The organism is Massilia eurypsychrophila (assembly GCF_002760655.1).
Classification (GTDB): domain Bacteria; phylum Pseudomonadota; class Gammaproteobacteria; order Burkholderiales; family Burkholderiaceae_D; genus JAFCUW01.
This window is the reverse complement of sequence record NZ_PDOC01000028.1, coordinates 12,230-37,727: the sequence shown is the minus strand read 5'-3', so window position 1 is coordinate 37,727 and position 25,498 is coordinate 12,230. Positions and strand designations below refer to the sequence as shown.

Here is a 25,498-nt window from a genome sequence, read left to right as displayed (position 1 = left end):
GGCCGGCGCTGATTGCTTGCGCCTTGCCGCTACCCGATCACCCCGCCGGCTTCGGCCCTTTCGGCGCCTGCATCAAAAACTCATCCGAAAACTCATCGACAGTTTGCTGCCCAGGCGGCCCGTCCTCGTCGAGGTCCACGGTAATTAGTGCGCGAAGATCATGGTCTTCGTCATCCGGCCCGAGCGTATCGAGCGCAATTGTCTTGGCATTTGGCGTTTTCATCCGTCGATTTTACGCGCGCCAGGGCGCCGCAAAACGCCTGGCCCGACGCCTCGTTTGCGAGCGCTCAATCGCGCTCCGATTTGCACATTGGGTTTATAGCGCCCCGGCATTTTGTTGCTGCGCAGCGGGAAACGAGATGCTTACCTTCAAGCCGCGGCCCGCGCTTTCCGACAGCGCAACTGTCGCTCGGTGCAGCACGGCGATGTCGTGCACGATCGCCAGCCCGAGTCCGGTGCCGCCCTGGTTCATCTCCATCGACGAGGTCGAGCGGTAAAACGGCTTGAACACCTTTTCGCGCTCGGCCGCGGCGATCCCGACCCCGCTGTCTTCCACCTCCAGCACGACGGTCGCATCGAACGCCAGCACGCGCAGCGTGACCTGGCCGCCGGCCGGCGTGTAGCGGATCGCATTGTCGACCAGGTTCGTGACCAGCTCATGGAGCAGCAGTGCCTGGCCGTCGATGACGGCATCCTGCGCCGCCTCCAGCGACAGGTCGATGCGCTTTTGTACCGCCGGAAGCGCCAGCGCCAGGCCAACCTGGCGTACCACCTCCGGCAGCGCTACCGGCGACATGTTGGCCGCCTCTCCGCCATGCTCGATCCGCGCCAGCGTCAGCAGCCGGTTGGCCAGGTGGACGGTCGAGTCGGTGGTGACGGCGATCGACTCGACGATCGCGCGCATGGCGCCGGCGTCGTTCTCGCGCAGGGCCAGTTCGGCCTGCGTCTTGAGCACCGTCAGCGGCGTGCGCAGCTGGTGTGAGGCGTCGGCGATGAATCGGCGCTGGCTGGCGATCAGGTTCTGCATGCGCGCCATGCTGTCGTTCATCGCCGCCACCAGCGGGCGCACTTCCTTGTGCACCAGCGCCTGGTCGACGTCCGACAGGTCGCCGAGCGCGCGGTTTTCGACTTCGTTTTTCAGCCGCATCAGCGGGCGCAGTACCAGCCGCACGGCGAACCACACCAGCGTGCCGACCGCCAGCAGCATCACTGCCTGGCGCAGCCAGGTGTCGAACAGGATCTTGCGCGTCAGGCCGCGCCGCGCGTCGAGCGTCTCGCCGACCTGGATCAGGGCGATGCCGCGCATCGAGTCGTCGTACACCGGCTGCAGCAGCGCGGCGATGCGCACCTGGTCGCCGTTGTAGTCGGCGTGGTAGAAGCGCACCAGCGCCGGATACGCTTCCGAGCGCGGCACGTTGGCCGGCACCGCCGGCAGGTCGTCGAAGCCGGACACTGTCTCGCCGCGGATACCGGTGACCTTGTAGTAGATGCGGCCCAGCGTGTCGGTCTCGAAGCTGTCGAGCGCGACGTAGGGCACGTCGGCGACCACCTTGCCTTCGCGGATGGAGACGCGTTCGGCCAGCGCCCGCGTCGACGCCAGCAGCGAGCGGTCGTACGCCAGGTCGGCTGCCTCAAGCGCGTTGCGGTACACCGACACCGAATTGGCCGCCACCAGCAGCACCAGTGGGATCAGCAGCCAGCGCAGCAGCTGGTTGCGCAGGCTGCCCAGCGGCGCGGCGGCGCCGAAGCGCTGCTGCAAGCGCGTGAGCAGCGGCCCCATGTCAGGCGGCGTCGCGCGGCTGCAACAGGTAGCCGATGCCGCGCAAGGTGGTGATGGCGGCGCCGTTGCTGCCGGCGCGCTCTAGCTTTTTGCGAACCCGGTGGATGTACAGTTCGATCGCGTCGAGGTTGGCGTCGTCGGCCAGCGCGAATACTTCATCGAACAGCTTTTCCTTCGATACCGCGCGTCCCGGCCTGGTGATGAGCGCTTCGAGCACCGCGTGTTCGCGCGGGGTCAGCCCGAGCGGCGCGCCATCGTAGGCAAACATGCGCGTGACGGTATCGAAGCTGAGCGAGCCACACTGGTGCACCAGTGCCTCGTTGCCCTGGCTGCGGCGCAGCAGCGCCTTGACGCGCGCTTCCAGTTCGGCCAGCTCGAACGGCTTTGCCAGGTAGTCGTCGGCGCCCAGGTTCAGGCCTTGCACCCTTTCTTCAAGGCCGCCGCGCGCGGTCAGGATCATCACCGGCGTCTTGGCGCGCGGCCCGCCGCGGCCGCGCAGGCGCTTGAGCACCTCGAGGCCATCCATCTTCGGCAACGTCAGGTCGAGGATCACCAGCGCGTAATCCTGGGTGTGGAGCAGGGCGTCGGCATCGGCGCCGTTGTGGGCGGTTTCGACCGTCAGGTTGGCTTCGCGCAGGGCCTTGGCGAGCCAGTGGGACAGTTCGAGATGGTCTTCAACTAAAAGTATTCGCATGGCGAGAGTGTAAGCCCAAGCACGCCGCCAGGCCAACCGAGATCTTTTCGAGCGCCGAAAGCGAATTGAAAGGATCACTCTCATATAGTGCGACTCGAACCACCGTAATTAAAACTAAAACCATAAATCAGGAGACATGTATGAAAAAATCAGTGCTTTCGCTCGCCCTTTTTGCGGCCTTCGCCATCGGCGGCGCCGCCCATGCGCAGTCCAACGTCCAGGTCTATGGACTGATCGACGCCGGCGTCGAAACCCTGAACCACGCCAACGCCAATCAGAACAGCGTGACAAAGGTCATCTCGGGCGGGAAGAACACCTCGCGCTGGGGCTTCCGCGGCAATGAAGACCTCGGCGGCGGCCTGAAAGCCGTATTCGGTTTAGAGGGCGGCATCCTGCTCGACACCGGCGCGGCCGACGGTCCGCTGTTCAAGCGCCAGGCCTTCGTCGGCCTCGACGGCAGCTTTGGCCGCATCGTCATCGGCCGTTCGTTCACCACCACCTACGACTTCGTCATCGGCTTCGATCCGCTCGGCTACGCGCCGAACTACTCGTGGGCGACGTCGACCAACGCCAGCGGCCCGTCAAAGTACGGCATGACCACCGCGTTCGACAACCTGATCAAGTACTCCGGCACCACCGGCAAATTCAAGTACGGCGCCACCATTGGCCTGGGCGAGCAGGCCGGCAGCGCCGCCGACAGCCGCAAGTACTCGGTCGCCGGATCGTGGACCCACGCGGGCCTCGGCGTGATGGCAGCCTACGAGCAAATCAACGGCAACCCGGTGGCGGTCACCTTCAGACGCGACGAAACGAGCGCCTTCCACATCGCCGCCGACTACAAGACAGGCGACTGGCGCCTGACTGCCGGCATGCGTGGCTACAAGCTCGAAGCCGGCCGCGCCAATACTGCCGACGTGCGCGGCGACACCTACTGGGGCGGCGTGAGCTACTTCATCAAGCCGGCCATTACGCTGACCGGCGCCGTCTACCACGTCAACGTCAAGAACGTCGCTGCCGGCCAGGATGCCGATCCGACCATGTACGTCGTACGTGGCCTGTACGCGCTGTCCAAGCGCACCGACCTGTACGCAGCCGCGGCCTACGCCAAGTCGAAGAACGGCAAGCTGGTGAGCCTGTCGCGCGATGACCCGGGCTTCAGCACCTCGCAGACCGGCATCACCGCCGGCATCCAGCACCGCTTCTGATAGCTGGGGCGGACGTATCGGGACTATCATGGCCGGAATATGAAGAAAATCCTGCACCTGATCGCTGGCCTCGCGTTGTGCGGCGCCGCCAGCGCGGCGCCAGCGGCCGACGCCGAATGCATCGTGCCCTCCAAGCCGGGCGGCGCGATGGACCTGACGTGCAAGCTGGCGCTAAAGGCGTTGCAGGGGCAGCCCGGCGGCGGCACCATGCGCCTGTCCTATCTGCCCGGCGGAATCGGCGCGGTGGCCTGGCATTCGCTGGTGTCGCAGCGCAGCGGTGAAGCCAATACCCTGGTGGCGTTTTCGGGCGGTTCACTGCTCAATCTGGCGCAAGGTAAATTCGGCAAGGCCACCGCCGGCGACGTGCGCTGGGTGGCGGCACTTGGCGCCGACTACGGCATGATCGCGGTGCGCTCCGACTCGCAGTACAAGACGCTGGCCGACCTGCTCGACGCGCTCAAGCGCCATCCGCAGAAAGTGCTGATCGGCGTGTCCGGCACCATCGGCAGCCAGGACTGGCTGAAGATGGCACTGCTGGCCAAGCTGGCAGGCATCGACCCGAAAGTGCTGCGCTTCGTGGCGCTCGAAGGCGGCGGTGAAGCCTTCACCGCGATGGACGCTAATTTCGTACAGGTGGTGCCGGGCGACGCGTCGGAAGCGACGCTGTATTCGGCCGCCGGCAAGGTCAGGGTGCTGGCGGTGCTGTCGGAAAAACGCCTGCCTGGCGTGCTGGCGAATGCGCCGACCGCGCGCGAGCAGGGCATCGACCTGGTGTGGCCGATCATTCGCGGCGTGTGGATGGGACCGAAGGTGCCGGAGGCCGACTACCAGCGCTGGGTGCACGCCTTCGAACAGATGGAAGCGACGCCGGAATTTGCGCAGATGCGCGCGGCCTACGGCCTCTACCCGTTCAGCATGACCGGCGCGGCCCTGACCGGATACGTAAAAAAAGCAGTCGACGACTACCACCGGCAAGCCACTCAGTTCAAGCTGGTTCGCTAAGACAATACAAAACTACAACGATCAAACAGGAGACAACATGAACCTTACCAAGACCTTGATGACCGCTGCAATCGCAGCCACCCTGGCCGGCGCCGCGACGGGCGCATTCGCCCAGGTACCTGCCGGCTATCCGGCCGACTATCAGAAGATTGTTGACGGCGCCAAAAAGGAAGGCAAGCTGGTGGTCTACGGCGCCACCGACAGCAAGGCGACCCAGCCGCTGATCAAGGACTTTTCCGCCCTGTATCCAGGCATTACGGTTGAATACAACGACATGAATTCCACCGAAGTGTACAACCGCTTCATCTCCGAGGCGGCGGCAGGCGGCAACACCGCCGACGTGGTCTGGTCGTCGGCCATGGATCTGCAGATGAAGCTCGCGTCGGACGGTTACGCGATGACGTACAAGTCGGTCGAGGCGTCGAAGATCCCTGGCTGGGCGATGTGGAACGATATGGCCTACGGCACCACGTTCGAGCCGGCGGCAATCGTCTACAACAAGCGGCTGGTGGACGCTAAAGAAGTGCCGCAGACGCACGCCGATTTCGCCAAGCTGATAACTGCCGAAAAATTCAAGGACAAGGTCACCACCTACGACATCGAAAAATCGGGCGTCGGCTTCATGTTCATGACCCAGGACGCGCGCGAGTATGCGCAGTTCGCGGCGCTCGAACAGGCCTTTGGCGCGGCGCGCGTGCGGGTGCAATCGTCGACCGGCACCATGCTCGAGCGGATTTCGTCGGGCGAGAACCTGATCGGCTACAACGTGCTCGGTTCGTACGCACTGGTGCGCGCCAAGACCGATCTGTCGCTCGGCGTGGTGCTGCCGAAGGATTACACCCTGATCCTGTCGCGCGTTCTGTTCATCAACAAGGCCGCCAAGAACGTCAACGCGGCAAAGCTGTGGACTGACTACATGCTGTCGCAGCGCGGCCAGACCGTCATTGCGAACGAATCGAAGCTGTATGCAATCCGCGCCGACGTGAAGGGCGAGACCACGTCGGCCGACCTGATCAAACTGGTCGGCGAGAAGAATATCAAGCCGGTTCCGGTGCATCCGATCGTGCTGCAATACCTGGCGCCGGCCAAGCGCATGGCTTTCCTCAAGCAGTGGAAAGAAACCGCCGGTAAAAAGTAGTGAAATGACGGCGGGCCGCCAGTCGTCCCGCCGTCCTGTCTGTCGCCGCACCCATCCTTCACCGGAAATTCTCATGTCTACTTTTACCCTGCCCGGCCCACGCCGCCTTAACTGGCCGCGCGGACTGGTGGTGACGCTCACCTGCATCGCCGTCTTCCTGCCGCTGTTCCTTATTTTCTACCAGAGCTTCCTGTCGGCGCCGTTCTTCATGCCGGCCAGGACGCTCAGCTTCGAAGCGTTCCAGTTCATCTTCGACGATCCGGACTTCTGGATGGCCGCCAAAAACGGCCTGATCATGGCGACCGGACTGGCGGCGATCGCCGTGCCGCTCGGAGGCATGCTGGCGTTCCTGATGATCCGCACCGACCTGCCGGGCCGCAGCTGGATTGCGCCACTGCTGCTGGTGCCGATCTTCGTGTCGCCGATGGTAATGGGCTTTGGCTACGTCGTTTCGATGGGGCCGGTCGGCTTCTACTCGACCTGGGCCAAGGAGCTGCTCGGCTTCGTGCCGTGGAATATCTACTCGTTTACCAGCATCGTCATCATCGCCGGCCTGACCCACGTGCCGCACGTGTACCTGTACGCGTCGTCCGCGCTGAAGAGCCTCGGCTCCGACGTCGAAGAGGCAGCCCGCGTGGCTGGGGCCGCGCCGCTGCAGGTGATGATGAACGTGTCGCTGCCGATGATCATGCCGGCGCTGGCGTATGCCGGAGTGCTTGTGTTCTTCCTCGGCTTCGAAGTGTTCGGCCTGGTGCTGGTGCTGGGCGACCCGGAAGGCCACCTGGTGCTGGCGACCTACCTGTACAAGCTGACCAACAAGCTGGGGACGCCGTCGTACCACCTGATGGCGGCGGTCGCGGTGTGCCTGGTGATGGTGACGATGCCGCTGGTGATGGCGCAGCGCTGGCTGCTCAAATCGGCCAACAAGTACGTCTCCATCAAAGGCAAGGGCGCGCGCCAAAAGGCGATGCCCCTGGGCCGCTGGAAGTGGCTGGCGTTCGCGATGCTGGCGGGCTGGCTGATATTTACCATCGTGCTGCCGATCACCGGTATCGTGCTGCGTTCGTTCGTGCAGTACTGGGGCGAGGGTGTGCGGCTGGCGGACGTGCTGACGCTGCAGCACTTCCGCGACATTCTGGAGCAGCATTCGCTGATGCGCGGGATTCTCAACACGGTGCTGATCGGCGTCATCGGCGGCGCCCTGGCGGTCGTGTGCTACTGCGCCATTGCGCTGGCGATGCACCGCAAGCCGGACGGCATCACCCGCCTGCTCGATTACAGCGTGCTGGTACCGCGGGCAGTGCCAGGGCTGCTCGCCGGCCTGGCGTTCCTGTGGGTGTTCCTGTTCGTGCCGAGCTGGCTCGATGGCTTCCTCAAGATGAGCGATAGTGGCATTGCGGTCTGGCTCAGTGAAAACGTGATCCCGGCGCTGCGCGCGGTGCGTTCCACCATTTTCGCCTTGTGGCTGGCGTATTCGGTGGTGTGGCTGGCCTACGGCATGCGCCTGATTTCGACGGCGCTGCTGCAAGTCGGACCAGAACTCGAAGAAGCGGCGCGCGCCGTTGGCGCCAGCCGCGGCCAGGTCACGCGCGACGTCACGCTGCCGCTGATCAAATACGGCCTGCTTGGCGCCTGGCTGATGGTGTTCCTCATTTTCGAGCGCGAGTATTCGACCGGCGTGTACCTGCTATCGCCCGGCACCGAAGTGATCGGCGCCATGCTGGTGTCGCTGTGGGCCGGCGGCTCGACCGACCTGGTGGCGGCGCTCTCGTTTATCAACATCACGCTGGTGGCGATCGGCCTTGGCATCGCGCTGCGCTTCGGCGTCAAGCTGCACAACTAATATAAGATAGAGACCAATCATGAACGAATTATCCGTCACCGACCTGCACCTCGACTACGGCACCGGCGCGCACGCCAACCCGATCCTGAAGGGCGTCTCGATGCACCTCAAGCGCGGCGAGGTGGTCGCGCTGCTGGGCCCTTCCGGCAGCGGCAAGACCACGCTGCTGCGCGCCGTGGCTGGCCTCGAAACGCCGAAGGCCGGCGCCATCGACATCGGTGAACGCCGCGTATTCGACGGCGCCAAGGGCTACGAGATGCCGGCCGAGGCGCGCAGCCTGGGGTTGGTGTTCCAGTCGTACGCGCTGTGGCCGCACAAGACCGTGTTCGACAACGTCGCCTACGGGCTCAAGCTGCGCAAGATGGGGAAGGCCGACATCGCCGCCAAGGTCAAGGAAGTGCTGACCCAGCTGGGCCTCGGCAGCCTCGGCGAACGCTATCCGCACCAGCTGTCCGGCGGCCAGCAGCAGCGCGTGGCGATTGCGCGCGCGCTGGTGTACAACCCGCCCGTGATTTTGCTCGACGAGCCGCTGTCGAACCTCGACGCCAAGCTGCGCGAGGAAGCGCGCGCCTTCCTGCGCGAACTGATCGTGCGGCTCGGGCTTTCGGCGCTGATGGTCACCCACGACCAGGCCGAGGCGATGGCCATCTCCGACCGCATCCTGCTGCTCAATAACGGCAAGATCGAACAGCAGGGCACCCCGCAAAGCATGTACGAGACGCCCGATACGCTGTTCACCGCCGAATTCATGGGCAGTAACAACCGCTTGCCGGGCAAGGTCGTCAGCCGCAACGGCGCCAGCGTGCAGCTGCACGTCGAGGGCGTGACGATGCACGGCACCGCGCGCGGCGCCAACACTGGCAGCGACGTGCAGCCGCTGATCCGGGTCGAAGAGGTGCGCATCAGCGCGACCCGTGTCGACAACGCGATCGAACTGCCGCTGCTGCACTGCATGTACCTGGGCGATCGATGGGAGTGCCTGTTCGTGCGCGGCGAGTTCAGTCTGCGCGCCTATTCGAAGCACCGCCTCGACGCCGGCAGCTACTGGCTGCAGATGCCGGCCGAGAAGCTCTGGGTGTTTTGAAGCCGCAGCCGCGCGTAGCTTTGATCGGCGCGCTGCTGCTGGCGCTGGCCGGCGCCCAGTTGTGCGTGTGGCTCGACACGCCGCTGCCATGGATGATCGGGCCGCTGTTTGCCACCGCGATCGCCTGCATGTTTGGCGCGCCGCTGCGCGCGCCGCTCGGCATACGCGCTAGCGGCCAGTGGGTCATCGGCACCACGCTCGGCCTGTATTTCACGGCCCCGGTGGTGGCCGCGCTGGTGTCGTACTCCGGCTGGATCGCAGTGGGGATCGTGTTTGCCCTCTTGCTGGGATTTGGCGCCGGCGTGCTGCTGCACGGCCTGTCCGGCACCGACCGTTGCACCGCGTTCTTCGCGATGGCTGTTGGCGGCGCGGCCGAAATGGCGACCCAAGGCGAGCGTCACGGTGCCGCGGTCGACCGGGTCGCCGCCTCGCACAGCCTGCGCTTGATGATGGTGGTCGGGACCATTCCCTTTTTGGTGCGCTGGTGGACCGGCCATGGGCACGGTCCGGGTCTCGACCTGTTTGTTCCTGGCGCGACGGCGGTAAGTTACGGCGCGCTGCTGGTGCTCATTTGCCTGACCGGCCTGGGTGGGCTGGCGTGCTTGCGCCTCGACGTCCCGAATGCGTGGGTGATCGGACCGCTGTTCGTCGCCATCGGGCTCACCGTCGGCGGCGTGCACCTGAGCCGCCTGCCGGAGTGGATGGTCGCCGGCGGCCAGCTATGCATCGGCATTTCGCTCGGCACCCGTTTCACGCCTGGCTTCGTGCACACGGCGCCGCGCTTCCTGGTCGCCTGCGCCGCCTGCACGTTGGTGATGATGCTGCTGGGCGCCGGCTTTGGCGCCACGCTGGCCGCGCTGGGCGGCATCAACCCCGGCACCGCGATCCTTGCCACGTCGCCCGGCGGCATCGCCGAAATGTCGCTGACGGCGCGCAACCTACACTTGGGCGTGCCGATCGTCACAGCCTTTCACGTCTCGCGCATGGTCGCGGTAGTGCTGCTGATCGGGCCACTCTATCGCCTGTCGACTAAATTCCAGCGCTAAAACACGTTCAACTCCAACGCAACTTCCACGGGGTCAGTGCCGACAATCGGACACGAGCTGAGCATTAGTAAATTGCATCGCCAAACTACAGTTGGGTCACAACCAGGGTCGGTCAAAACCGGGGTCAGTGCCGACAATCGGACACGAGCTAAACATTAGCGGGCCACAATCGGGGCCACAACCGGGGTCAGTGCCGACAATCGGACCCGAGCTAAACACTAGCGCGACAGCCGTGTGCAGCGGCGGTGGCAGAAGAGCTCGGCGTGAGCGGCTCGACGTTTAGATCTGCGGGCATGCGCTTGCTCATGCCTGCGCGCGCGTGTCGGTGATAGAGTCTTTTGATGACTCGACCGCTCAGAATTGAACTCCCCGGCGCTCTTTACCATATTACTTCGCGCGGCAATCGACTCAATCCCATCTATCGTGATGATACCGATCGTCATATTTGGCTCGAGGTGCTTGCGCTCGTTTGCGATAGATTTCATTTTGTGGTGCATGCGTATTGCCAAATGACGAATCACTATCACGTAATGCTCGAGACGGTAGAGGGCAACCTCGCCCAAGGCATGCGCCAATTGAACGGCATATATTCCCAGCGATTTAACCGCCGCCACGTGCAGGTCGGGCATGTCTTCCAAGGGCGCTACCACGCTGTGCTGGTCCAAAAGGAATCACATCTACTCGAACTGGCGCGCTATGTAGCACTAAATCCCGTGCGCGCCGGGATTGTCGGACGCCCCGACGAGTGGCGGTGGAGCAGCTACCATTCGATGCTCGATAGCAGTCGTGCACCGATCTGGCTTGAGACCGCATGGCTGCTTGGACAGTTCGGACATGGCAAGGAAGCTGCGGATGCATTTGCGCACTTTGTCTTTGCGGGCGTGGGAGTTGAGAGTCCTTTGCGGCGCACGCGGTTCCAGCTGCTGCTTGGCGACGATGACTTTTCTGCCAGCCATCGCGAGCCTCGCTCCCGGGCGGCACTCGTAGCGGTGTCGAAGCCCCAGCGCAGAATCACCGCGCTGACGCTGGCGCAATACGAGGCCAAGTTTCCGCTCCGCGACGCGGCAATGGCCCGTGCATACCGATCTACGGCATTTACGATGGCCGAGATCGGGGTCCACTTCGGGGTTTCTGCAAAAACCGTCAGCCGCGCTGTTCGCCTATTTGAAGGTGCGCGACAAGAGTAAGCACTCCCGTCGGGATGCATTCGCCGCATCCGAGTCGCTCCATTGGGCGCCTCTCGGCGGTCGCGCATGAGCATTCTGTGCGCGATCGGCGGCGCTGTTTCGGGCGGCGACTAGCGATCATTCCGCATCCGATTGCCGGTACTGTCGCTGCCTTTTCAATGAACCGAAATAACCGTCTATTCATGAGACCGTGTCCGAATGTCGGCACTGACCCCGGTGGAGGAGTATGCGCATGCTTTTTAGTAGCGATTCGATCGACCTGGTCTCGCTGCATTATGGTCGAGGCCGTGTCCGAATGTCGGCACTGACCCCGGTTGAGGAAGGGTAGCGCCACGCCGATCAGCGCGGCAGCATGACGATGATCTCCCACGCTTGCGGGTCGCGCTGGTGCACGAAGCGCAGCACCGAGTCGACCGTCACGGTATCGATCTTGCCGGCCATGCGCCGCTCGAGCGGATGGTCGTCGAACGAGACGTTGGCGCGGAACATGCGCGCCCCTAAGCGCGCCATGGCCGGGATGTCGAGCGTGATCGGCTCGTAGGCCGCCAGCTTGAGCCAGGCCTGCGCCTGCGCGCGCCCGTCGATCGGCATGTCCGACACGCTCGCCGCATACGTCTCGAGCAGCCACTGGTTCGAGTTTTGATAGTCGGTCGAATACGCGAAGGCGACCATGTTATAGCGGCCATCATGCAGCCGCAGCGGCGTGGTCGACGCCAGCATCGCGACGATGCGTGCCTGCGCGGCGGCGCCGGGCACGACGATGCGCGTTTCGTAGGCGTGCATATCGTCGAGGAAGAAATTGCCGAGGCCTTCGTCGAACAGCGCCGAGCGCGCACTGCCGCACTGGTTCAGTTCATGCACCACCAGCCAGCGTCCCTGCGGATGGTCGCGCCACACATAGCCCATGTGCGAATAACGCAGGCCGTACTTCGACAGGTCCTGGCCGGCGCGCGCAATCAGCGCCACCTGGGCGCCCGATTTGTCGAGCGCCGTCATGGTGCGCTCGGCCAGCTTCATCGCCTTGATGAAGCTGGTGACGTCGGCCTTCTTCGGTTCGCACGGTGTGCCGGCGTTAACTGCGCCGGCGGCCAGCGCGGCCGTCAGCATCCATACCATCAGCAGACGCTCCATACTCAGCCCCTGGTCGCGACGCGCGAGTGGTGCAGCAGCGCCTTGCCCAGTTCATTCGGAATGAAGGCGATTACTTTGCCGGCGCCGACCAGCAGGTAGCCGGTCGATGTGGCCACAACGCCCACCGAGGCGCCCACCGCCAGCGACGCGCCGCGCGCGACTTGCCCGCTCAGGCGCAGCGCCGCCTGCGTGGCATCGGACGCGCCGGCCAGCACCACCACGCTGGCGTCGCCGGCCGCCTCGACGCTTGCGACGACGACCGCGCCGGAAGCGGCCACCGCCGACAGCGACCCGTACACCACCAGCGCCGACCCCTCGGCCGCCAGCTCGGAGGCGTTCGACAGGTCGGTGCTGCCTTGCTGGCCGGCGGCGCCGGCGTGGCCGGAAAGGCACAGCAGCAGCATCACGAGGATCGGTTTCATGGTCGCACTTTCTTCAGTCATGCCGGGTTGGCAAAAGCATCATTCGCGCTTTCGCAGCGTTATTCAAGCGCTAACCGCCAGGTATCGAAGGGCGCTACCGCGCGTATCGGCTTGCGCACCCGCATAACTGTGGGAAACTTTATTTGTCTATGCCGGCGTTGTGAGTTACTTTACGGTCTTATCTTCCACGAGCGCCCCAGCATGAGCCAGCCGAACCAGTTTTCCCTGTTGTCGCAGCGCCGTTTCGCGCCGTTCTTCTGGACCCAGTTTTTTGGCGCCTTCAACGACAACCTGTTCAAGACGGCGCTGCTGGTGATGCTTACATTCGAAGCGCTCAGCTGGACCTCGGTCAGCCCGGCCACGCTCAACATCGTGCTGCCTGCGCTGTTCATCCTGCCGTTCGTGGTGTTCTCGGCCACCGCCGGCCAGATCGCCGACAAGGTCGAAAAGTCGCGCCTGGCGCGTGCCGTCAAATGGTTCGAAGTGGCGATCATGCTGGTGGCCGGCATCGGCTGGATGAGCCACTCGCTATGGATACTGGTGGTGGCGCTGGTTGGCATGGGCATCCATTCGACCCTGTTCGGCCCCGTCAAGTACGCCTACCTGCCGCAAAACCTCAAGCCCGAAGAACTCGTCGGCGGCAATGGCGTCATCGAGATGGGTACCTTTGTCGGCATCCTGCTCGGCGAAGTGGTCGGCGCACTGCTGGTGTCGCAAAAGCCTTACGGCATCGAGCTTGTCGCCGCCAGCACGCTGCTGGTAGCGGTGATCGGGCTCGTTGCCAGCTACCGCATTCCGCTGTCGCCGGCGCCGGCGCCCTCGCTCAAGATCAGCCGCAACCCGTTCGCCGAATCGCTGCGCAACCTGTCGTTCTCGCGCCAGAACCGCACCGTGTTCCTGTCGATGCTGGGCAATTCGTGGTTCTGGTTTTACGGCGCGCTGATGCTGTCGCAGTTTCCGGTGTACGCCAAGGATTATCTGCACGGCGACCATAGCGTGTTCGTGCTGCTGCTGACGGTGTTCTCGCTGGGGATCGGCACCGGCTCGCTGCTGTGCGAGCGCCTGTCCGGGGGCAAGGTCGAAATCGGCCTGGTACCTTTTGGCTCGATCGGCCTGTCGGTGTTCGGCATCGACCTGTACCTGGCCAGCCTCGGTTACACCAATACAGCGGCCGTCGACATCGCCGGCGTGCTGGCGCAGCCAGGCATCTGGCGCATCCTGGCCGACATCGTCATGATCGGCGTATTCGGCGGCTTTTTCATCGTGCCGCTGTTCGCCCTGATCCAGACGCGCTGCGACCCGGCCCACGTCTCGCGCACCATCGCCGGCATGAACATCATGAACGCGTTGTTCATGGTCGCTTCCGCGCTGATGGCGATGGTGCTGCTGAAGATGGGCGCGACGATCCCGCAAATGTTCCTGGCCACCGCCATCCTCAACGCGCTGGTGGCGGTCTACATCTTCTCGCTGGTGCCGGAATTCTTGATGCGCTTCCTGGCCTGGCTGCTGATCCACACGATTCACCGCGTGAAGATCGTCGACGTCGACCGCATCCCGGACGAGGGCGCGGCGGTCCTGGTATGCAATCACGTCAGCTATGTCGATGCGATCGTCATCGGTGCAGCCAGCCCGCGGCCGATCCGTTTCGTGATGGACCACAACATCTTCAAGATGCCGGTGCTCGGCTGGATTTTTCGCACCGCGAAAGCGATCCCGATCGCGCCGGCCAAGGAAGACCCGTGGCTGATGGAGAAGGCGTACATCGATATCGCACAGGCGCTGCACGAGGGCGACCTGGTGTGCATTTTCCCGGAGGGGAAGCTGACGCGCGACGGCGAGATGAACGAGTTCCGCGGCGGGATCGTCAAGATCATCGAGCGCAGCAAGGTGCCGGTCATTCCGATGGCGCTGCGCGGCTTGTGGGGCAGCCTGCTGACGCGCGATCCGGGCAACCTGTTCGAGCGCTCATTTACGCGCGGGCCGCGTTCGAGGCTGGCGCTGGCCGTCGGCGCGCCGGTGGCGCCCCAGCAAGCGACGCCGGAGTACCTGCACCAGCAGGTCAAGGATCTGCGCGGCGAGTGGAAGTAACGACGGTCAGCTACGCGGCCACCTGACGGCCATGAGCCTACGAGGCGCGGCGCAGCTGCTGGCGCTTGAGCAGCTGGGCGTTGGCGAGCTGCTTGATTTCGTTGAAGTCGACCGGTTTGATCAGGTGGTGATCGAAGCCCGCTTCCATGGTGCGCTGGCGCGCGTCGCTCTGGCCCCAGCCGGTCACGGCGATCATCAGCACTTCCTTGGAACCGGGCTGGCAGCGGATGCGGCGCGCCGCCTCGTAGCCGTCCATGCGCGGCATGCCCAGGTCCATGACGATCAGGTCGGGCATCGCCTGCCGTGCAGCGAACACCGCTTCCTGTCCATCGTAAGCGGTAGCGACCTGGCAGTTCTCCATTTCGAACAACACCTGCAGCGATTCGCAGGCGTCGCGGTTGTCGTCGACCACCAGCACTTTAGGGCGCGACGACTCGATGTGGATCTCGGCGCCGTTGGTGCGAACCGCGGCGACCCGCTGGGCCTCCAGCGCCGGCAGCGTCACCACGAATTCGCTGCCTTTGCCGAGGCCTTCGCTGCGCGCATACACGCTGCCGCCATGCATTTCGGCTAACTGGCGCGACAGCGACAGGCCGATGCCAAGGCCGCTGGCGATCTGGCCCGACGGCGGCCGGCTTTGCTCGAACATGGCGAAGATGGTCTCCAGCGCCTTCGGGTCGAGGCCGATGCCGGTGTCCTTGATATGGATCTTCAGGGCGCAGTCGATGACTTCGGCGCGCACCGTGATGACGCCGTCGCGCGGCGTGAACTTGATCGCGTTCGACAGGATGTTGGAGACGATCTGCACCACGCGCGCATAGTCGGCGAACAGCGCGACATGCTCGGACGGCAGGTGCTGCTCGATCGTGATGCGCTTCGCGGCAGCGGCCGCCGTGCATAGCTCGATGACGTGGCCGATGATGGCCTCGAAGCTGGTGTCGGCGCGCTGCAGTTCGATCTTGCCGCTGTTGATGCGGGCGACGTCGAGCAGGTCGTCGACCAGGCGCGTCAGGTGGGTGACCTGGCGTTCCACCACTTCGCTCACTTTGCGGATCGGCGCCTGGTCCGGATACATGTGCGTCAGTACGCCCATCGACGTGCGGATCGGCGCCAGCGGGTTGCGCAGCTCGTGGCCCAGGCTGGCGAGAAATTCGTCCTTGCGACGGTCGGTCTCGCGCACCTGGTACTGCTTGGCGCGCGCCCGCAGCACCGACTGCAGGGAGGTAATCAAGGTCAGGGTGCGCACCGGCCGTTCGAGCAGGGTGACGTTGCCCAGCACCGTGATGGCCTGGCGTACGGTGAGCGAATCCGGGCCGCGATTGGTGAGCAGGACGATCGGCACATCCGACCAGGCAGGCTGCGACTGCACGAATTCGCCAATGGCTTTGAGGCCGCCGTTCGACAGCGCTTCCTCCACCGTCAGCACGGCGCCGACGCCGCGCCTGAGCTCCTCGGCTAGCGCTGCCGCGGTGGGCGTCACGAGGCAATCGACGTCGGCGAGCGTCAGCATCTTACAAGCTAGCACCGCATCCTGGCCGGAAGGGGCGTAAATGAGGATGCGGTTTTCCATGCGCGGCCTATTCGTCGTCGCTAAAACTGAACACGGCTTCATCGAACGTCGGGACGCCGGTCAGGATGCCGTGGAAATTGGTGAGCACCTCGCCGACGCGGATGCCGCGCGCGCTGCTCATGCTGAACAGGCGAATGGTGCGTTCGTGCGTGCCGACCCGTTTCTTGAAAACCGAAATCGCCTGCCGTACTTTGCCGCGCGCTTCGAAGTAACGAAGCATGATCACGCTGTCGGCGATATAGCTCGCATCGACGTTGGTCGACATGGCGCCGCCGATGAGGCCCGCCTGCACACCGACCAGGATGGTGACGACGCCGCGCTGTCCCAGGTATGTCAGCAGCTCGTGCAGGTGGGTGGCGAGGAAGCGCTCATCGGGCATGGCGTTCAGGTAGCCGTTCAGGCTATCGATGACGATCACGCGCGCGCCCTTCGCTTCGGCGTCGGTCACCTTCTGGATAAATTCGCCGGGAGCCATTTCCGCCGGATCGATCTGCTGGATCTCGAGCATGCCGCTGTCGCAGGCGCCGCGCAGATCCAGGCCGAGGCCAGTGGAGCGCAGCAGCATGTTGTTGGCCGCTTCCTCGAACAGGAACATGGCCGCCTTCTGGCCGCGCTGGGTGGCCGCGTAGGCGTACTGCGAGCAAAGCGACGACTTGCCGGTGCCCGGCGGGCCGGCGATGAGGGTGCTGGTTCCTTCGTCGAGGCCACCGCCGGTGAGCGCGTCCAGCTCCGGCAGGCCGCTCGAGAGCTGCTTGCGCTCGATGACCACGCGGGTCTGCGCCGCGATCAGTCGCGGGTACACCACCAGGCCGCCATTGACGATCTTGTAGTCGTGCGAGCCGCCGCGAAAAGCGATGCCGCGGTACTTCACCACGCGCACGCGGCGCCGTTCGGAGCCGTAATCCTGGTTGATCAGTTCGAGCGTGATGACGCCGTGCGCCACGCTGCGCACCTGCAGGTCGCCCGACAGCGCGGTGCGGTCGTCGAGGAACATGGTGGTGCAGCCTTTGCCGGACAGGTACTGTTTGAGGGCGAGCACCTGGCGGCGATAGCGCAGCGGGCTTTCGGCCAGCAGCTGCAGTTCCGACAGCGAGTCGAGCACCACGCGTGTCGGCTTGTACTTTTCGATCGTATCGAGGATGCGCTGGGTGGTCATGCCCATCTCGATTTCAGACGGGTGGAAGATGGTGAATTGCTGATCCGGATGGAGGATGTTCTCGTCCGGGATGATGTCTTCGACGTGAATGCCGTCCATCGACCAGCCGTGCGACGACGCCACCGACGTGAGCTCGACGCGCGTTTCGGCCAGCGTGATGTAGACCACCGATTCGCCCCGGCGCACGCCCTCGTAGAGGAACTGCAGCGCCAGCGTGGTCTTGCCGGTACCGGGCTCCCCTTCAATGAGGTACAGCCGGTCGCTGGTGAGGCCGCCCCCGAGGATTGTGTCCAGTCCGGGTACCCCGGTAGAGAGGAAGCGCGTGGTGTCGCTGTTTTGATTTTCCATCGTAAGGGCAATCTGTCGTTTCAGGTTTCAGCTGTAATAGTGACAAGTAATTTTCTAGAATAAATGGTACATGATTGCCTTTCGGTTTGGCGTTCGCTTGGATCGCCCGACGGCAGCTGCGTCCGTTGTCACGGCAGCGCGTGGCCAAATTGATGAGATCCGTGGATTTTGACCCGCGTCAAGGAATTAAGTTGAGCTGCAAGGGATCATGCTAGCAATAATTCTTGATTAAAAACAAAGTCCAATGGAAAACAATAAAACGCCAGTCGTTCATCGCCGCGCCCGCGGCGCCATCGTCAAGGCGATGCCGTTGCTGTTGCTCGGCGCATGGGCAAACCCTGTCCTTTCGCAGCAGTCGACGGCGGAAGACATGCCCACCGTGTACGTCGCCGCCAGCCGAAGCCAGACCCGGGTCGAGCAGATGCCCCTGCATACGACCATCGTCTCGCAGGAACAGATCCGCAGTTCTCCTGCGCAAACCGTCGACCAGCTGTTGCGCGATATTCCGGGCATGAATTTCACCGCCGTTCCGGCCGGCTCGTCCGATCCGACCGGTCACCAGACCAAGATGCGCGGTCTGGGCAACGCCAAGGTCCTGATGCTGCTCGACGGCGTGCCGATGCACGATCCGTTTTACCTGACGACGCAGTGGTTCAAGGTGCCGATGGCCAACATTGAACGCATTGAGATCCTGCGAGGCGGCAACTCCAGCCTGTGGGGCAACATGGCAGTGGCGGGCGTCGTCAATATTGTGACGAAGCGTCCGCGCGCCAGCGCCGGCGAGGTCCAGGTCAGCGCCGGCACCCAGGGCACGTGGAACGTGGCAATGAGCCGCGACTTCGTGCTGTCCGACAGCGTGCGCATGAACCTGTCGGCCGACCGGTATCACACGGACGGCTACCAGGCGACGCCGGCGGCCTACCTGTACCGGTTTCCGCAGAAACGCGCAACCAGCGCCGACAACCGCAACGTGTCGCTGACGGTGCATGTGCAGCCCAATGAGGCCTTGCGCGGCTACGTGCGCCTCGGCTACCACGAGCAGGATCAGCAGATCGGCTACCAGCATGGCCAAAACCTGCAGAAAAGCCCGGACATCGCCCTGCATGTCGAGAAGAAGCTGGCTGGCCGGACCAACCTGGCGGCCAGTGCCTGGTCGCAGTACGTCGCCTTCGACAAGCTGAACGGCAACAGCTGCTACCACCAGGGCGGCAGCAGCTGCCTGACCAGCAGCAGCGCGGCATTGACCCCGGCCAGGGTGAACGACAACGTCGTGCAGTTTTACTCGCAGCAGGGCACGCTTCGCTACCGCGAGAGCGGCAGTTCGCTGATCTATTCGACGCGCCTGAGTCCGACCTGGTATGCGCTGACGATGGGCGCCGACTACCGCCGGCTCTCGGCCAGCGACACGGAAGTGTTTTTCAACACGCCGACGTCGCCATCGGCGCCGCAAGGCAATCGTGACAGCGCCACGGCGGGCGAGGGCGTGCAGAGCTTTTATGGTCTGTTCGGGCAACTCAAGGCCGCGCCAGTGAACGCACTCGACATCACCTTCAGTGCCCGATTCGACCGCTATGCGCTTGACCATCGGAGCAATCGCCGCATCCTGGCCAGCGGTGCGGCCAGTGGCGGCGCGCTGCCGGCGACGAGCAAGTCGGCGCTCGACCCAAGCATTGCCGCCCGCTATGAACTGAACGAGACGCTGTCGCTGCGCGGCGCCGTCTACAAGGCGTTTCGCGCACCGGGATTTAACAACCTGACGCGCACCTTCGGCACCGGCACCAACACCACGATCGCCAATCCGGACCTGGCGCCGGAAACGCTGCGCGGCATGGAGGCGGGCGCCGACTATCGCGCTGGCGCAATCACGGCCGGCGTCACTTACTTTCGTTACAACATCTCCGACATGATCGCCGTGTTCACCGCCCGTGCCAACGCTGCGCCACAGCAGGTCCAGCTGATCTGCGGCGGCGCTGCGCTGCCGACCTGCGGCGGCGCGGCGCGCTACTACACCAACGACCAGGATGGCACTTCCCGTGGCCTCGAAGCGACCGTCGGCTGGCGCTATTCGAAGCAACTCAAGGTCGAGGCCGTGGCGACCCGGACCGATACGTACCTGACGCGCCGCGGCGCCGTGGTGACCGATCCGCTCGAGGTCCAGCTGGCCGGCGTGCCGAGGAATGTCGCCACGCTGGCGCTGAGCTGGGCGCCCACCGACGCCTGGCGCGCGCGCATCCAGGGCCGCTATACCGGCCCGATGTTGCTCGATACCACCAGCGTCGCCGGCATTCGCTTCGGCCAGGGCGGCAACAGTGTGTGGGATATGAGCAGCGAATACCGCTGGGACGCCGTCGCGCTGTTCGTTCGCGCCACCAACGTATTCGACCGCCGCTATGGCGAGAGCACCTATGCCCAGGCCCAGCCGTACAATCAAACGATGTCGCCGCCGCGGGCCGTGTCTGGCGGCGTGCGCGTCACCTTTTAAGGAGCACGGACATGGACAACTCGCGTCGCGACATGTTGGCAACGCTGGCAGCGCTGGCCGCCTGCGCCGCACTGCCGGCATGGGCGCACGATGGCGCCAGCCACACGGCCGCTGCCGGCAGCGGCGCAGTGCGCGCGCCGTCGCGCGTCTCGCTTGGTACGGCGGCGGCGGTCGACGCCGAAGGCAGGCTGTGGGTGGCGCAGCTGGAAGAGGCGGCGCCGGCCGCCCCTGGCCGGCCGGCGCGTTTTAACATCGTGCTGGCGTGGTCAGCCGACGACGGCCAGAAATGGACAACCTTGGGGCCGGCGCTGCGGGTGCCGGAACCGGTAGAGGCGAACGGCGAAGGACGGCCAAAGCTGGCGTTCGGACCTGGCGGCCAGATCTATCTGGCCTTCACCAGCCCGCTGGACAAGCCGCACACCGGTCACATACGTTTTGTGCGCTCCATCGACGGCGGGCGAACTTTCTCCGCCGCCGTCACTGTCCAGCGCGACCTGGCCGGTACCGGCCACCGCTTCGACAGCATCATGGTCGACCGCGAGGGCCGCGTCTTCATTGCATGGATCGACAAGCGCGACGGCGATGCGGCGCGGGCCGGCAAGCGCGCCTATCGCGGCGCCGCGGTCTATTGCGCCGTCTCGACCGATAACGGCGCCAGCTTCGGCGCGGACGTCAAGATCGCCGACCATTGTTGCGAGTGCTGCCGCATTGCGCTGTCGCTCAACGCGCAAGGGCAGGTGGTGGCGATGTGGCGCCACATATTCGAGCCGAACGTGCGCGATCACGCCATGGCGGTCCTGTCGCCAACGGGCAAGGCCGGCGCCATCGCGCGCGTCAGTTTTGACGACTGGCGCATCGACGCCTGCCCGCATCACGGCCCCGCGCTCGCTTACGATGGCGCCGGGGCGCGCCACCAGGTCTGGTTCAGCGGCGCCGCCGAGCGCGGCGGCCTGTTCTACGTTGCGGTATCTCCGGACGGGCTCTCTGGCGAGCCGGTACGCCTGGGCGGCAGGCGCGCCGAACATGGTGAAGTGCTGGCGGCAGGGCGCACCATCGCCGTGGCGTGGGAAGAGTTTGACGGAAAAACCTCGATCGTGACGGCGCGCATCTCGCATGACGGCGGGACGACGTGGGAGCAGCGCTCGGTTGCCGCGAGCGGCGGTGCTTCGGACCACCCGCACCTGGTCGGCGGGGCGGGCGCCATCCGCCTCGTGTGGCGCACCCAGGATGACGGACTCATCGTGCGCGGGGTTGCATCATGAACATGCGTGCCGCGTATCGGATTGCCGCCCTGATGGCGGCGCTGCTGGTGTCCTCGGCCGGGCTGGCGCAATCGATCAAGCCCTTCGGTCCGCAGAGCCTGGAGCAGATTCAGGCCGCCCATCGTGGCAAGCCTTTCGTGCTGCTGGTATGGTCGATGGATTGCGAATTCTGCCAGGCCAGCCTGGAAGTGTTGTCGAAGGCGCGGGCTGCCCATCCCGGGCTCGACCTCGTCACCGTCACCACCGACCCGATCGCCGACCAGGTTCTGACGGGCCAGGTGCGCAAGCGCTTAGGCTCACTCAAGCTTCTCAACGATACGTGGAGCTTCGGCGGCGACGCCCCCGAGCGCCTGCGTTTTGTGCTCGATCCGGACTGGCATGGCGAAAAGCCACGCAGTTACTGGTATGACGCAAAGGGGCAGCGCACGGCCTATTCCGGGCTCATCAAGGCAGATATGCTGGCGCAATGGAAGCGGCGCGTCGCCGATTGACGCGTGCAGCGTCAAGTGATGCGCTTGCTGGCGGGTCGGCGGAGCTGACGCGGACAGCCCGGTCGGCTGTTGATCTTGGCGCGGCGGCAAGCGCCGCGATGTTGGCAAAAACTGCACACTGTCTGATATAATTTCTAGCTCGTCGGGGCGTAGCGCAGCCTGGTAGCGTACTTGCATGGGGTGCAAGGGGTCGAGTGTTCGAATCACTCCGTCCCGACCAACAAAATCAATGACTTAGGCCAGCCTCACCGCTGGCCTTTTTCATGATCAGGCTAACATTACCTTAAATTTTCCTTAGAAAATATCGAACATCTGCGAACTAATGCGAATTGGATTGAACATCGACATCAGATTTGCGTAGACTAGCGGCAACGCATTCGGGAGCAACTGGCTGGGGCGCAGCGGCACGCCAGGATGCCGAGGGTTGCGGCAGACGCGGACCGAAACTTACAGATCACTGCTACAGCCTGCGAGGTATGCGGGATTGTGGTTGAGGCAACATGATTGGATGTGAAGGGTGACAAAACCTGAATTTGTGGTCTATATCGATGAAGCTGGGGATGAGGGCTTCAAATTTTTACCTGGCGAACTGGGAAGCTCCCGCTGGTTCGTCCTTTCGGCAATGGTTGTGCGCAAGTCAAATGACCTTAAAATCGTCAGTGCCATGAGGGATGCCCGCACCCTCCTTGGAAAGCCGGACAAGTACGTCCTTCACTTTCGCAATATTAAGCACGAGCAACGAATCCCTTTAGTCAGGATCATCGGCGCCACCCCAGTCAAGACTGTCAGTATTTTGTTCCACAAGCCATCCATTCGGAACCCCGAGACGTTTCAGCAGGAGGCGCACAAGTTATATCGCTACTGCACACGGCTGCTTCTAGAGCGCGTAAGTTGGCTGTGCCGCGACCACGCAAATGGCGGTGGCTGCGCTGCTGATTTAGTGTTCTCGAACAGGTCGGCCATGTCCTATGATGACCTGCGTGAATACCTCGATGTTTTGCTCCAGCAGTCGGCAATGTCAACCAACATCAATATCCACTGGCCAGCGATCAACTCGGCGAATGTGCGCGCGGTGAACCATGACCAACTTGCTGGACTGCAAGCGGTTGATGCTGTAGCGTCGAGCATTTTTTTTGCAGTGAATAAATCTCAGTACGGGGAGGTCGAAGAAAGGTACTTCCGGCTGCTTAGGTCTACCGTGTACAGGAATAAGGGGCGCGCAGACGGGTATGGGATGAAGCTATGGTGCGATGACGCGGCAGAAAAACAAAGGCTCACCGATATGATGAGCCTTTGAAATTAGGAGCAGACCCCAGGTTCGAGGATTCCACCCATTCGGGCTGCCACCTTTCGGCGACCTCTACAATTCCTGCGCTTGTCTGCCACTGAATGGTAGTCAAATTTGAACATTTAAGCAACCTAAATTTTATCAGGCGCGAATACAAATTGCCGTATGGAATTGCAACCCTAGCCCGCCCCGAGCGGGCTATTTTACGATACTCGGCGCCACCGCTTTGAACAACTCGAGCACCGGCAGCAGGCCGGCCCAAGTCATTGATTCTATAATAAATCTCGGACGAACCTGCATCGCAGAAGGCCGCCCCACCCCCGGCTTCGTTGGAAGTTCAGCGCCACCGTATCGCACTCGCCCGCTAGCTGCGGCCTTCCTCTGCCCGAAATGGGCTACTCCCACGGCAGGGCGACAGCGCCAACCGCTTCCACGAATTCCTTTGCCTGCCGCGACCATTGCGAATTTTTCGGCTGGCAGTGCTGCGAGGCGCTGGGCGCGCATTGAGACTTTCTTGTCGATGCCAATGTCTGCGAGGGTGGGGGCGCAATTCCTTGTTAGCAGTTCCACTTTGGAACTGCTAATAACATCGCCCGTGGGCTGCCCTTTTGAGCCTGGATTTTTTGGCATATCCCGCAGCATCTCGCCAAGCCTGCGCTCGGCCTGCCGGCTAACGCCACTCCTGCTGCTATCCAGCTGACTGTCGACTCGCTGATGCCAGGCTCTGCTGCCTGTTCAGTGCGGTCATGCTTTCCCTTGCAAATTATTCTGTGAAATGACTCCATAGTGGCATCACTTTACAGACGGATCGATTTGATAACGTTACTATCCGACATTTTTGTTTTGGAGTCGGAGCATGCTAAAACGTTTTTCCGCTTTCGTAAAAAACGCAACTTCTAGATTTCGTCGCATCGCAAGCAGCATAGGAGGCAACCTCACCCCCAAAGATCTGCATGGTGAGGCTTGGCTCGCGGCAGAGGATATCTCCCAAAAACGAGGGCACAGCATAGACTTTGCCGACACGGCCGACCAAGAGCTGGTTTTGAATCGAGTTTATTGGAGTGCCAAAGGTGAACGAGACTGGCGTCTAGTAAGCGCGTATTCCATCGATGACGATCGTGAAGGCGCCACGCCTTGGGCGGACCGTCTGGCGGCGCCCATTTCGGCCACGCCGCTCGAAATATTGATGCAGCGCGAAGCCACAGAAAGATCCGATTCTGCTATCGCTGCAAGCTACTCGCAAGCGGCGGCCTACAATGTCGCGCTCACCAATTTCAACAACGACCGCCCAAGTCTTTGCGTCCATCTCCTCATAACGGGAGGCACCCTGGACCATCGAATGAATAGGGCGTTCGAAGTGGTGCGGGCGCAGGAATCGTTGTTCCACGGTCACGCAGTCATCGATCGCGACTTCACGCCCTTGGCGGGTCAACACCGAGTGCCAATAGCGGTCGTGCATCTAGAATCCGGTCAGGCTGAACTGCAGTTCTGATAGGGGGGGGGCTGGAGGTGAGCGCGCCAAGATCTATCGCTTGATAGTCAGCAAAATTTCAGCAGCATCACGCATTCTTTGGGCAAAGATTTGCCCACCTGATTCGATATCAAGTACCTGCTTTCGGGGTTTTCTTTTTCGTACTTCGACCGGGCTCGGAAACTATGGTGGCGACATCAGAGATAATTCCCTTCGCAGCCTCAAGAACCGCGCGAACGTCTTGGACCGTGGCGCCAGGCTGTACTGAAATATACAAAACTTCCGGGGCGTCCTTATGCATGCCAGCTGCGAAAATCCGCGCCGTCATCTCCTGAATCGACGCACCTTCTGTCGCTGCGCGGTCAGCGATTTCCATGGTCATGAGCCGTGGCAGCACCGCATAACCAGCAGATTCAAGCTCTGCGTTCAGTTCTTCACTAGAGCTCAGCGTGATAGCTAGTCGCTGAACGATCTCGGCATTCATGCTTCGATTCGACTCCTTCGCCGCAGCCGCGATGCGATCGCGCATGCCTTCCGGGAGCCGGACAATGTACTTATCGGCGGCCTGAGGTGTGCGCGTTGGCTTTTCATTGGTCATAGGCGCCAGCATACTGGCTCAGCGTCATTTTAAAAATACTGGCTCTGAGCCATATATTTACCTTGCGCCAAGCTAACTCATCAATTATATTTGATGCTGGCATTGAGCCATATCAAGGAGAAATAATGCATTCGCCATCGCGTAGAGCCCAGGCCGGAGAAAAATACATAGTGCGATTCGACTCGGGCCAGAAGGCAGCGCTAAAGGCGCTG

Annotated in this window: 21 protein-coding genes and 1 tRNA gene; 14 read left to right on the top strand and 8 right to left on the bottom strand. The window is 63.1% G+C overall.

Annotation, left to right across the window (positions count from 1 at the left end; translation table 11 throughout):
- Positions 1-37: 37 nt before the first annotated feature.
- The 3 genes from CR105_RS24690 to CR105_RS24680 form a co-directional block, all read right to left on the bottom strand.
- Entirely contained in the window at positions 38-223 is a 186-nt protein-coding gene (locus CR105_RS24690) for a hypothetical protein (RefSeq protein ID WP_099793212.1), read from the bottom strand.
- A gap of 93 nt (positions 224-316) precedes the next feature.
- Positions 317-1,780 (bottom strand): sensor histidine kinase, encoded by a 1,464-nt coding sequence (locus CR105_RS24685; protein ID WP_099793210.1) that lies wholly within the window; start codon positions 1,778-1,780, stop codon positions 317-319.
- Position 1,781: 1 nt separating this feature from the next.
- On the bottom strand, positions 1,782-2,474 hold the full coding sequence (locus CR105_RS24680; RefSeq protein ID WP_099793208.1) for a response regulator: 693 nt from the start codon (positions 2,472-2,474) through the stop codon (positions 1,782-1,784).
- Positions 2,475-2,614: 140 nt separating this feature from the next.
- On the opposite strand from CR105_RS24680, the gene CR105_RS24675 reads away from it, so the two are divergent.
- The 7 genes from CR105_RS24675 to CR105_RS24645 all read left to right on the top strand — a co-directional run bounded on the left by CR105_RS24675 (position 2,615) and on the right by CR105_RS24645 (position 10,979).
- Entirely contained in the window at positions 2,615-3,679 is a 1,065-nt protein-coding gene (locus tag CR105_RS24675) for a porin (RefSeq protein ID WP_099793206.1), read from the top strand.
- 39 nt (positions 3,680-3,718) lie between these two features.
- Positions 3,719-4,681 carry a tripartite tricarboxylate transporter substrate binding protein gene (locus tag CR105_RS24670; RefSeq protein ID WP_099793204.1) on the top strand — a complete coding sequence of 321 codons (963 nt, stop codon included), beginning with the start codon at positions 3,719-3,721 and terminating at the stop codon, positions 4,679-4,681.
- Positions 4,682-4,718: 37 nt separating this feature from the next.
- Positions 4,719-5,819 carry an ABC transporter substrate-binding protein gene (locus CR105_RS24665; protein ID WP_099793202.1) on the top strand — a complete coding sequence of 367 codons (1,101 nt, stop codon included), beginning with the start codon at positions 4,719-4,721 and terminating at the stop codon, positions 5,817-5,819.
- Between the two features lie 73 nt (positions 5,820-5,892).
- A complete protein-coding gene (locus tag CR105_RS24660) occupies positions 5,893-7,662 on the top strand; it encodes an ABC transporter permease (protein ID WP_099793199.1) in 1,770 nt (589 codons plus the stop codon).
- A 19-nt stretch (positions 7,663-7,681) separates the two neighbouring features.
- A complete protein-coding gene (locus tag CR105_RS24655) occupies positions 7,682-8,746 on the top strand; it encodes an ABC transporter ATP-binding protein (RefSeq protein WP_099793197.1) in 1,065 nt (354 codons plus the stop codon).
- Positions 8,743-9,792 carry an AbrB family transcriptional regulator gene (locus CR105_RS24650; RefSeq protein WP_229414110.1) on the top strand — a complete coding sequence of 350 codons (1,050 nt, stop codon included), beginning with the start codon at positions 8,743-8,745 and terminating at the stop codon, positions 9,790-9,792. The genes CR105_RS24655 and CR105_RS24650 overlap by 4 nt, the downstream gene beginning before the upstream one ends.
- Before the next feature lie 341 nt (positions 9,793-10,133).
- Positions 10,134-10,979: a transposase gene (locus tag CR105_RS24645; protein ID WP_099793193.1), complete on the top strand. Its 846-nt coding sequence runs from the start codon at positions 10,134-10,136 to the stop codon at positions 10,977-10,979.
- A gap of 339 nt (positions 10,980-11,318) precedes the next feature.
- On the opposite strand, the gene CR105_RS24640 is transcribed toward CR105_RS24645, so the two are convergent.
- On the bottom strand, positions 11,319-12,110 hold the full coding sequence (locus CR105_RS24640; protein WP_099793191.1) for a DUF2145 domain-containing protein: 792 nt from the start codon (positions 12,108-12,110) through the stop codon (positions 11,319-11,321).
- 2 nt (positions 12,111-12,112) lie between these two features.
- Positions 12,113-12,532, bottom strand: a complete 420-nt coding sequence (locus CR105_RS24635; RefSeq protein WP_131021828.1) for a hypothetical protein — start codon at positions 12,530-12,532, stop codon at positions 12,113-12,115.
- A gap of 201 nt (positions 12,533-12,733) precedes the next feature.
- Here CR105_RS24635 and CR105_RS24630 point away from each other — a divergent pair, with 201 nt between their 5' ends.
- Positions 12,734-14,620: an MFS transporter gene (locus CR105_RS24630; RefSeq protein ID WP_099793187.1), complete on the top strand. Its 1,887-nt coding sequence runs from the start codon at positions 12,734-12,736 to the stop codon at positions 14,618-14,620.
- Positions 14,621-14,657: 37 nt separating this feature from the next.
- On the opposite strand, the gene CR105_RS24625 is transcribed toward CR105_RS24630, so the two are convergent.
- Positions 14,658-16,190, bottom strand: coding sequence for a hybrid sensor histidine kinase/response regulator (locus CR105_RS24625; protein ID WP_099793185.1), 1,533 nt, complete (start codon positions 16,188-16,190; stop codon positions 14,658-14,660).
- A gap of 7 nt (positions 16,191-16,197) precedes the next feature.
- Entirely contained in the window at positions 16,198-17,694 is a 1,497-nt protein-coding gene (locus CR105_RS24620; protein ID WP_099793183.1) for an ATPase domain-containing protein, read from the bottom strand.
- A 244-nt stretch (positions 17,695-17,938) separates the two neighbouring features.
- On the opposite strand from CR105_RS24620, the gene CR105_RS24615 reads away from it, so the two are divergent.
- From CR105_RS24615 to CR105_RS24590, 6 genes are all read left to right on the top strand, one after another.
- Positions 17,939-20,176 carry a TonB-dependent receptor plug domain-containing protein gene (locus CR105_RS24615; protein ID WP_099793181.1) on the top strand — a complete coding sequence of 746 codons (2,238 nt, stop codon included), beginning with the start codon at positions 17,939-17,941 and terminating at the stop codon, positions 20,174-20,176.
- An 11-nt stretch (positions 20,177-20,187) separates the two neighbouring features.
- Positions 20,188-21,438 carry a sialidase family protein gene (locus CR105_RS24610; RefSeq protein ID WP_099793179.1) on the top strand — a complete coding sequence of 417 codons (1,251 nt, stop codon included), beginning with the start codon at positions 20,188-20,190 and terminating at the stop codon, positions 21,436-21,438.
- Positions 21,435-21,929 (top strand): thioredoxin domain-containing protein, encoded by a 495-nt coding sequence (locus CR105_RS24605; RefSeq protein WP_099793177.1) that lies wholly within the window; start codon positions 21,435-21,437, stop codon positions 21,927-21,929. The genes CR105_RS24610 and CR105_RS24605 overlap by 4 nt, the downstream gene beginning before the upstream one ends.
- A gap of 143 nt (positions 21,930-22,072) precedes the next feature.
- A tRNA-Pro gene (locus CR105_RS24600) sits at positions 22,073-22,149 on the top strand.
- 297 nt (positions 22,150-22,446) lie between these two features.
- Positions 22,447-23,226, top strand: a complete 780-nt coding sequence (locus tag CR105_RS24595) for a DUF3800 domain-containing protein (protein ID WP_099793175.1) — start codon at positions 22,447-22,449, stop codon at positions 23,224-23,226.
- An 847-nt stretch (positions 23,227-24,073) separates the two neighbouring features.
- Positions 24,074-24,709 carry a hypothetical protein gene (locus tag CR105_RS24590; protein WP_099793173.1) on the top strand — a complete coding sequence of 212 codons (636 nt, stop codon included), beginning with the start codon at positions 24,074-24,076 and terminating at the stop codon, positions 24,707-24,709.
- Positions 24,710-24,818: 109 nt separating this feature from the next.
- Here the strand turns inward: CR105_RS24590 and CR105_RS24585 are convergent, their stop codons facing one another.
- Positions 24,819-25,298 carry an Arc family DNA-binding protein gene (locus tag CR105_RS24585; RefSeq protein ID WP_229414109.1) on the bottom strand — a complete coding sequence of 160 codons (480 nt, stop codon included), beginning with the start codon at positions 25,296-25,298 and terminating at the stop codon, positions 24,819-24,821.
- Between the last annotated feature and the right edge of the window lie 200 nt (positions 25,299-25,498).

Excerpts from the sequence above, each read along its gene's own strand:
- CR105_RS24635 (WP_131021828.1), bottom strand. The coding sequence starts at position 12,532 with ATGAAACCGATCCTCGTGATGCTGCTGCTGTGCCTTTCCGGCCACGCC.
- CR105_RS24690 (WP_099793212.1), bottom strand. The coding sequence starts at position 223 with ATGAAAACGCCAAATGCCAAGACAATTGCGCTCGATACGCTCGGGCCG.
- CR105_RS24630 (WP_099793187.1), top strand. The coding sequence starts at position 12,734 with ATGAGCCAGCCGAACCAGTTTTCCCTGTTGTCGCAGCGCCGTTTCGCG.
- CR105_RS24680 (WP_099793208.1), bottom strand. The coding sequence starts at position 2,474 with ATGCGAATACTTTTAGTTGAAGACCATCTCGAACTGTCCCACTGGCTC.
- CR105_RS24610 (WP_099793179.1), top strand. The coding sequence starts at position 20,188 with ATGGACAACTCGCGTCGCGACATGTTGGCAACGCTGGCAGCGCTGGCC.
- CR105_RS24675 (WP_099793206.1), top strand. The coding sequence starts at position 2,615 with ATGAAAAAATCAGTGCTTTCGCTCGCCCTTTTTGCGGCCTTCGCCATC.
- CR105_RS24620 (WP_099793183.1), bottom strand. The coding sequence starts at position 17,694 with ATGGAAAATCAAAACAGCGACACCACGCGCTTCCTCTCTACCGGGGTA.
- CR105_RS24670 (WP_099793204.1), top strand. The coding sequence starts at position 3,719 with ATGAAGAAAATCCTGCACCTGATCGCTGGCCTCGCGTTGTGCGGCGCC.
- CR105_RS24615 (WP_099793181.1), top strand. The coding sequence starts at position 17,939 with ATGGAAAACAATAAAACGCCAGTCGTTCATCGCCGCGCCCGCGGCGCC.
- CR105_RS24625 (WP_099793185.1), bottom strand. The coding sequence starts at position 16,190 with ATGGAAAACCGCATCCTCATTTACGCCCCTTCCGGCCAGGATGCGGTG.
- CR105_RS24665 (WP_099793202.1), top strand. The coding sequence starts at position 4,719 with ATGAACCTTACCAAGACCTTGATGACCGCTGCAATCGCAGCCACCCTG.
- CR105_RS24590 (WP_099793173.1), top strand. The coding sequence starts at position 24,074 with ATGCTAAAACGTTTTTCCGCTTTCGTAAAAAACGCAACTTCTAGATTT.
- CR105_RS24585 (WP_229414109.1), bottom strand. The coding sequence starts at position 25,298 with ATGCTGGCGCCTATGACCAATGAAAAGCCAACGCGCACACCTCAGGCC.
- CR105_RS24655 (WP_099793197.1), top strand. The coding sequence starts at position 7,682 with ATGAACGAATTATCCGTCACCGACCTGCACCTCGACTACGGCACCGGC.
- CR105_RS24660 (WP_099793199.1), top strand. The coding sequence starts at position 5,893 with ATGTCTACTTTTACCCTGCCCGGCCCACGCCGCCTTAACTGGCCGCGC.
- CR105_RS24640 (WP_099793191.1), bottom strand. The coding sequence starts at position 12,110 with ATGGAGCGTCTGCTGATGGTATGGATGCTGACGGCCGCGCTGGCCGCC.
- CR105_RS24645 (WP_099793193.1), top strand. The coding sequence starts at position 10,134 with ATGACTCGACCGCTCAGAATTGAACTCCCCGGCGCTCTTTACCATATT.
- CR105_RS24685 (WP_099793210.1), bottom strand. The coding sequence starts at position 1,780 with ATGGGGCCGCTGCTCACGCGCTTGCAGCAGCGCTTCGGCGCCGCCGCG.
- CR105_RS24605 (WP_099793177.1), top strand. The coding sequence starts at position 21,435 with ATGAACATGCGTGCCGCGTATCGGATTGCCGCCCTGATGGCGGCGCTG.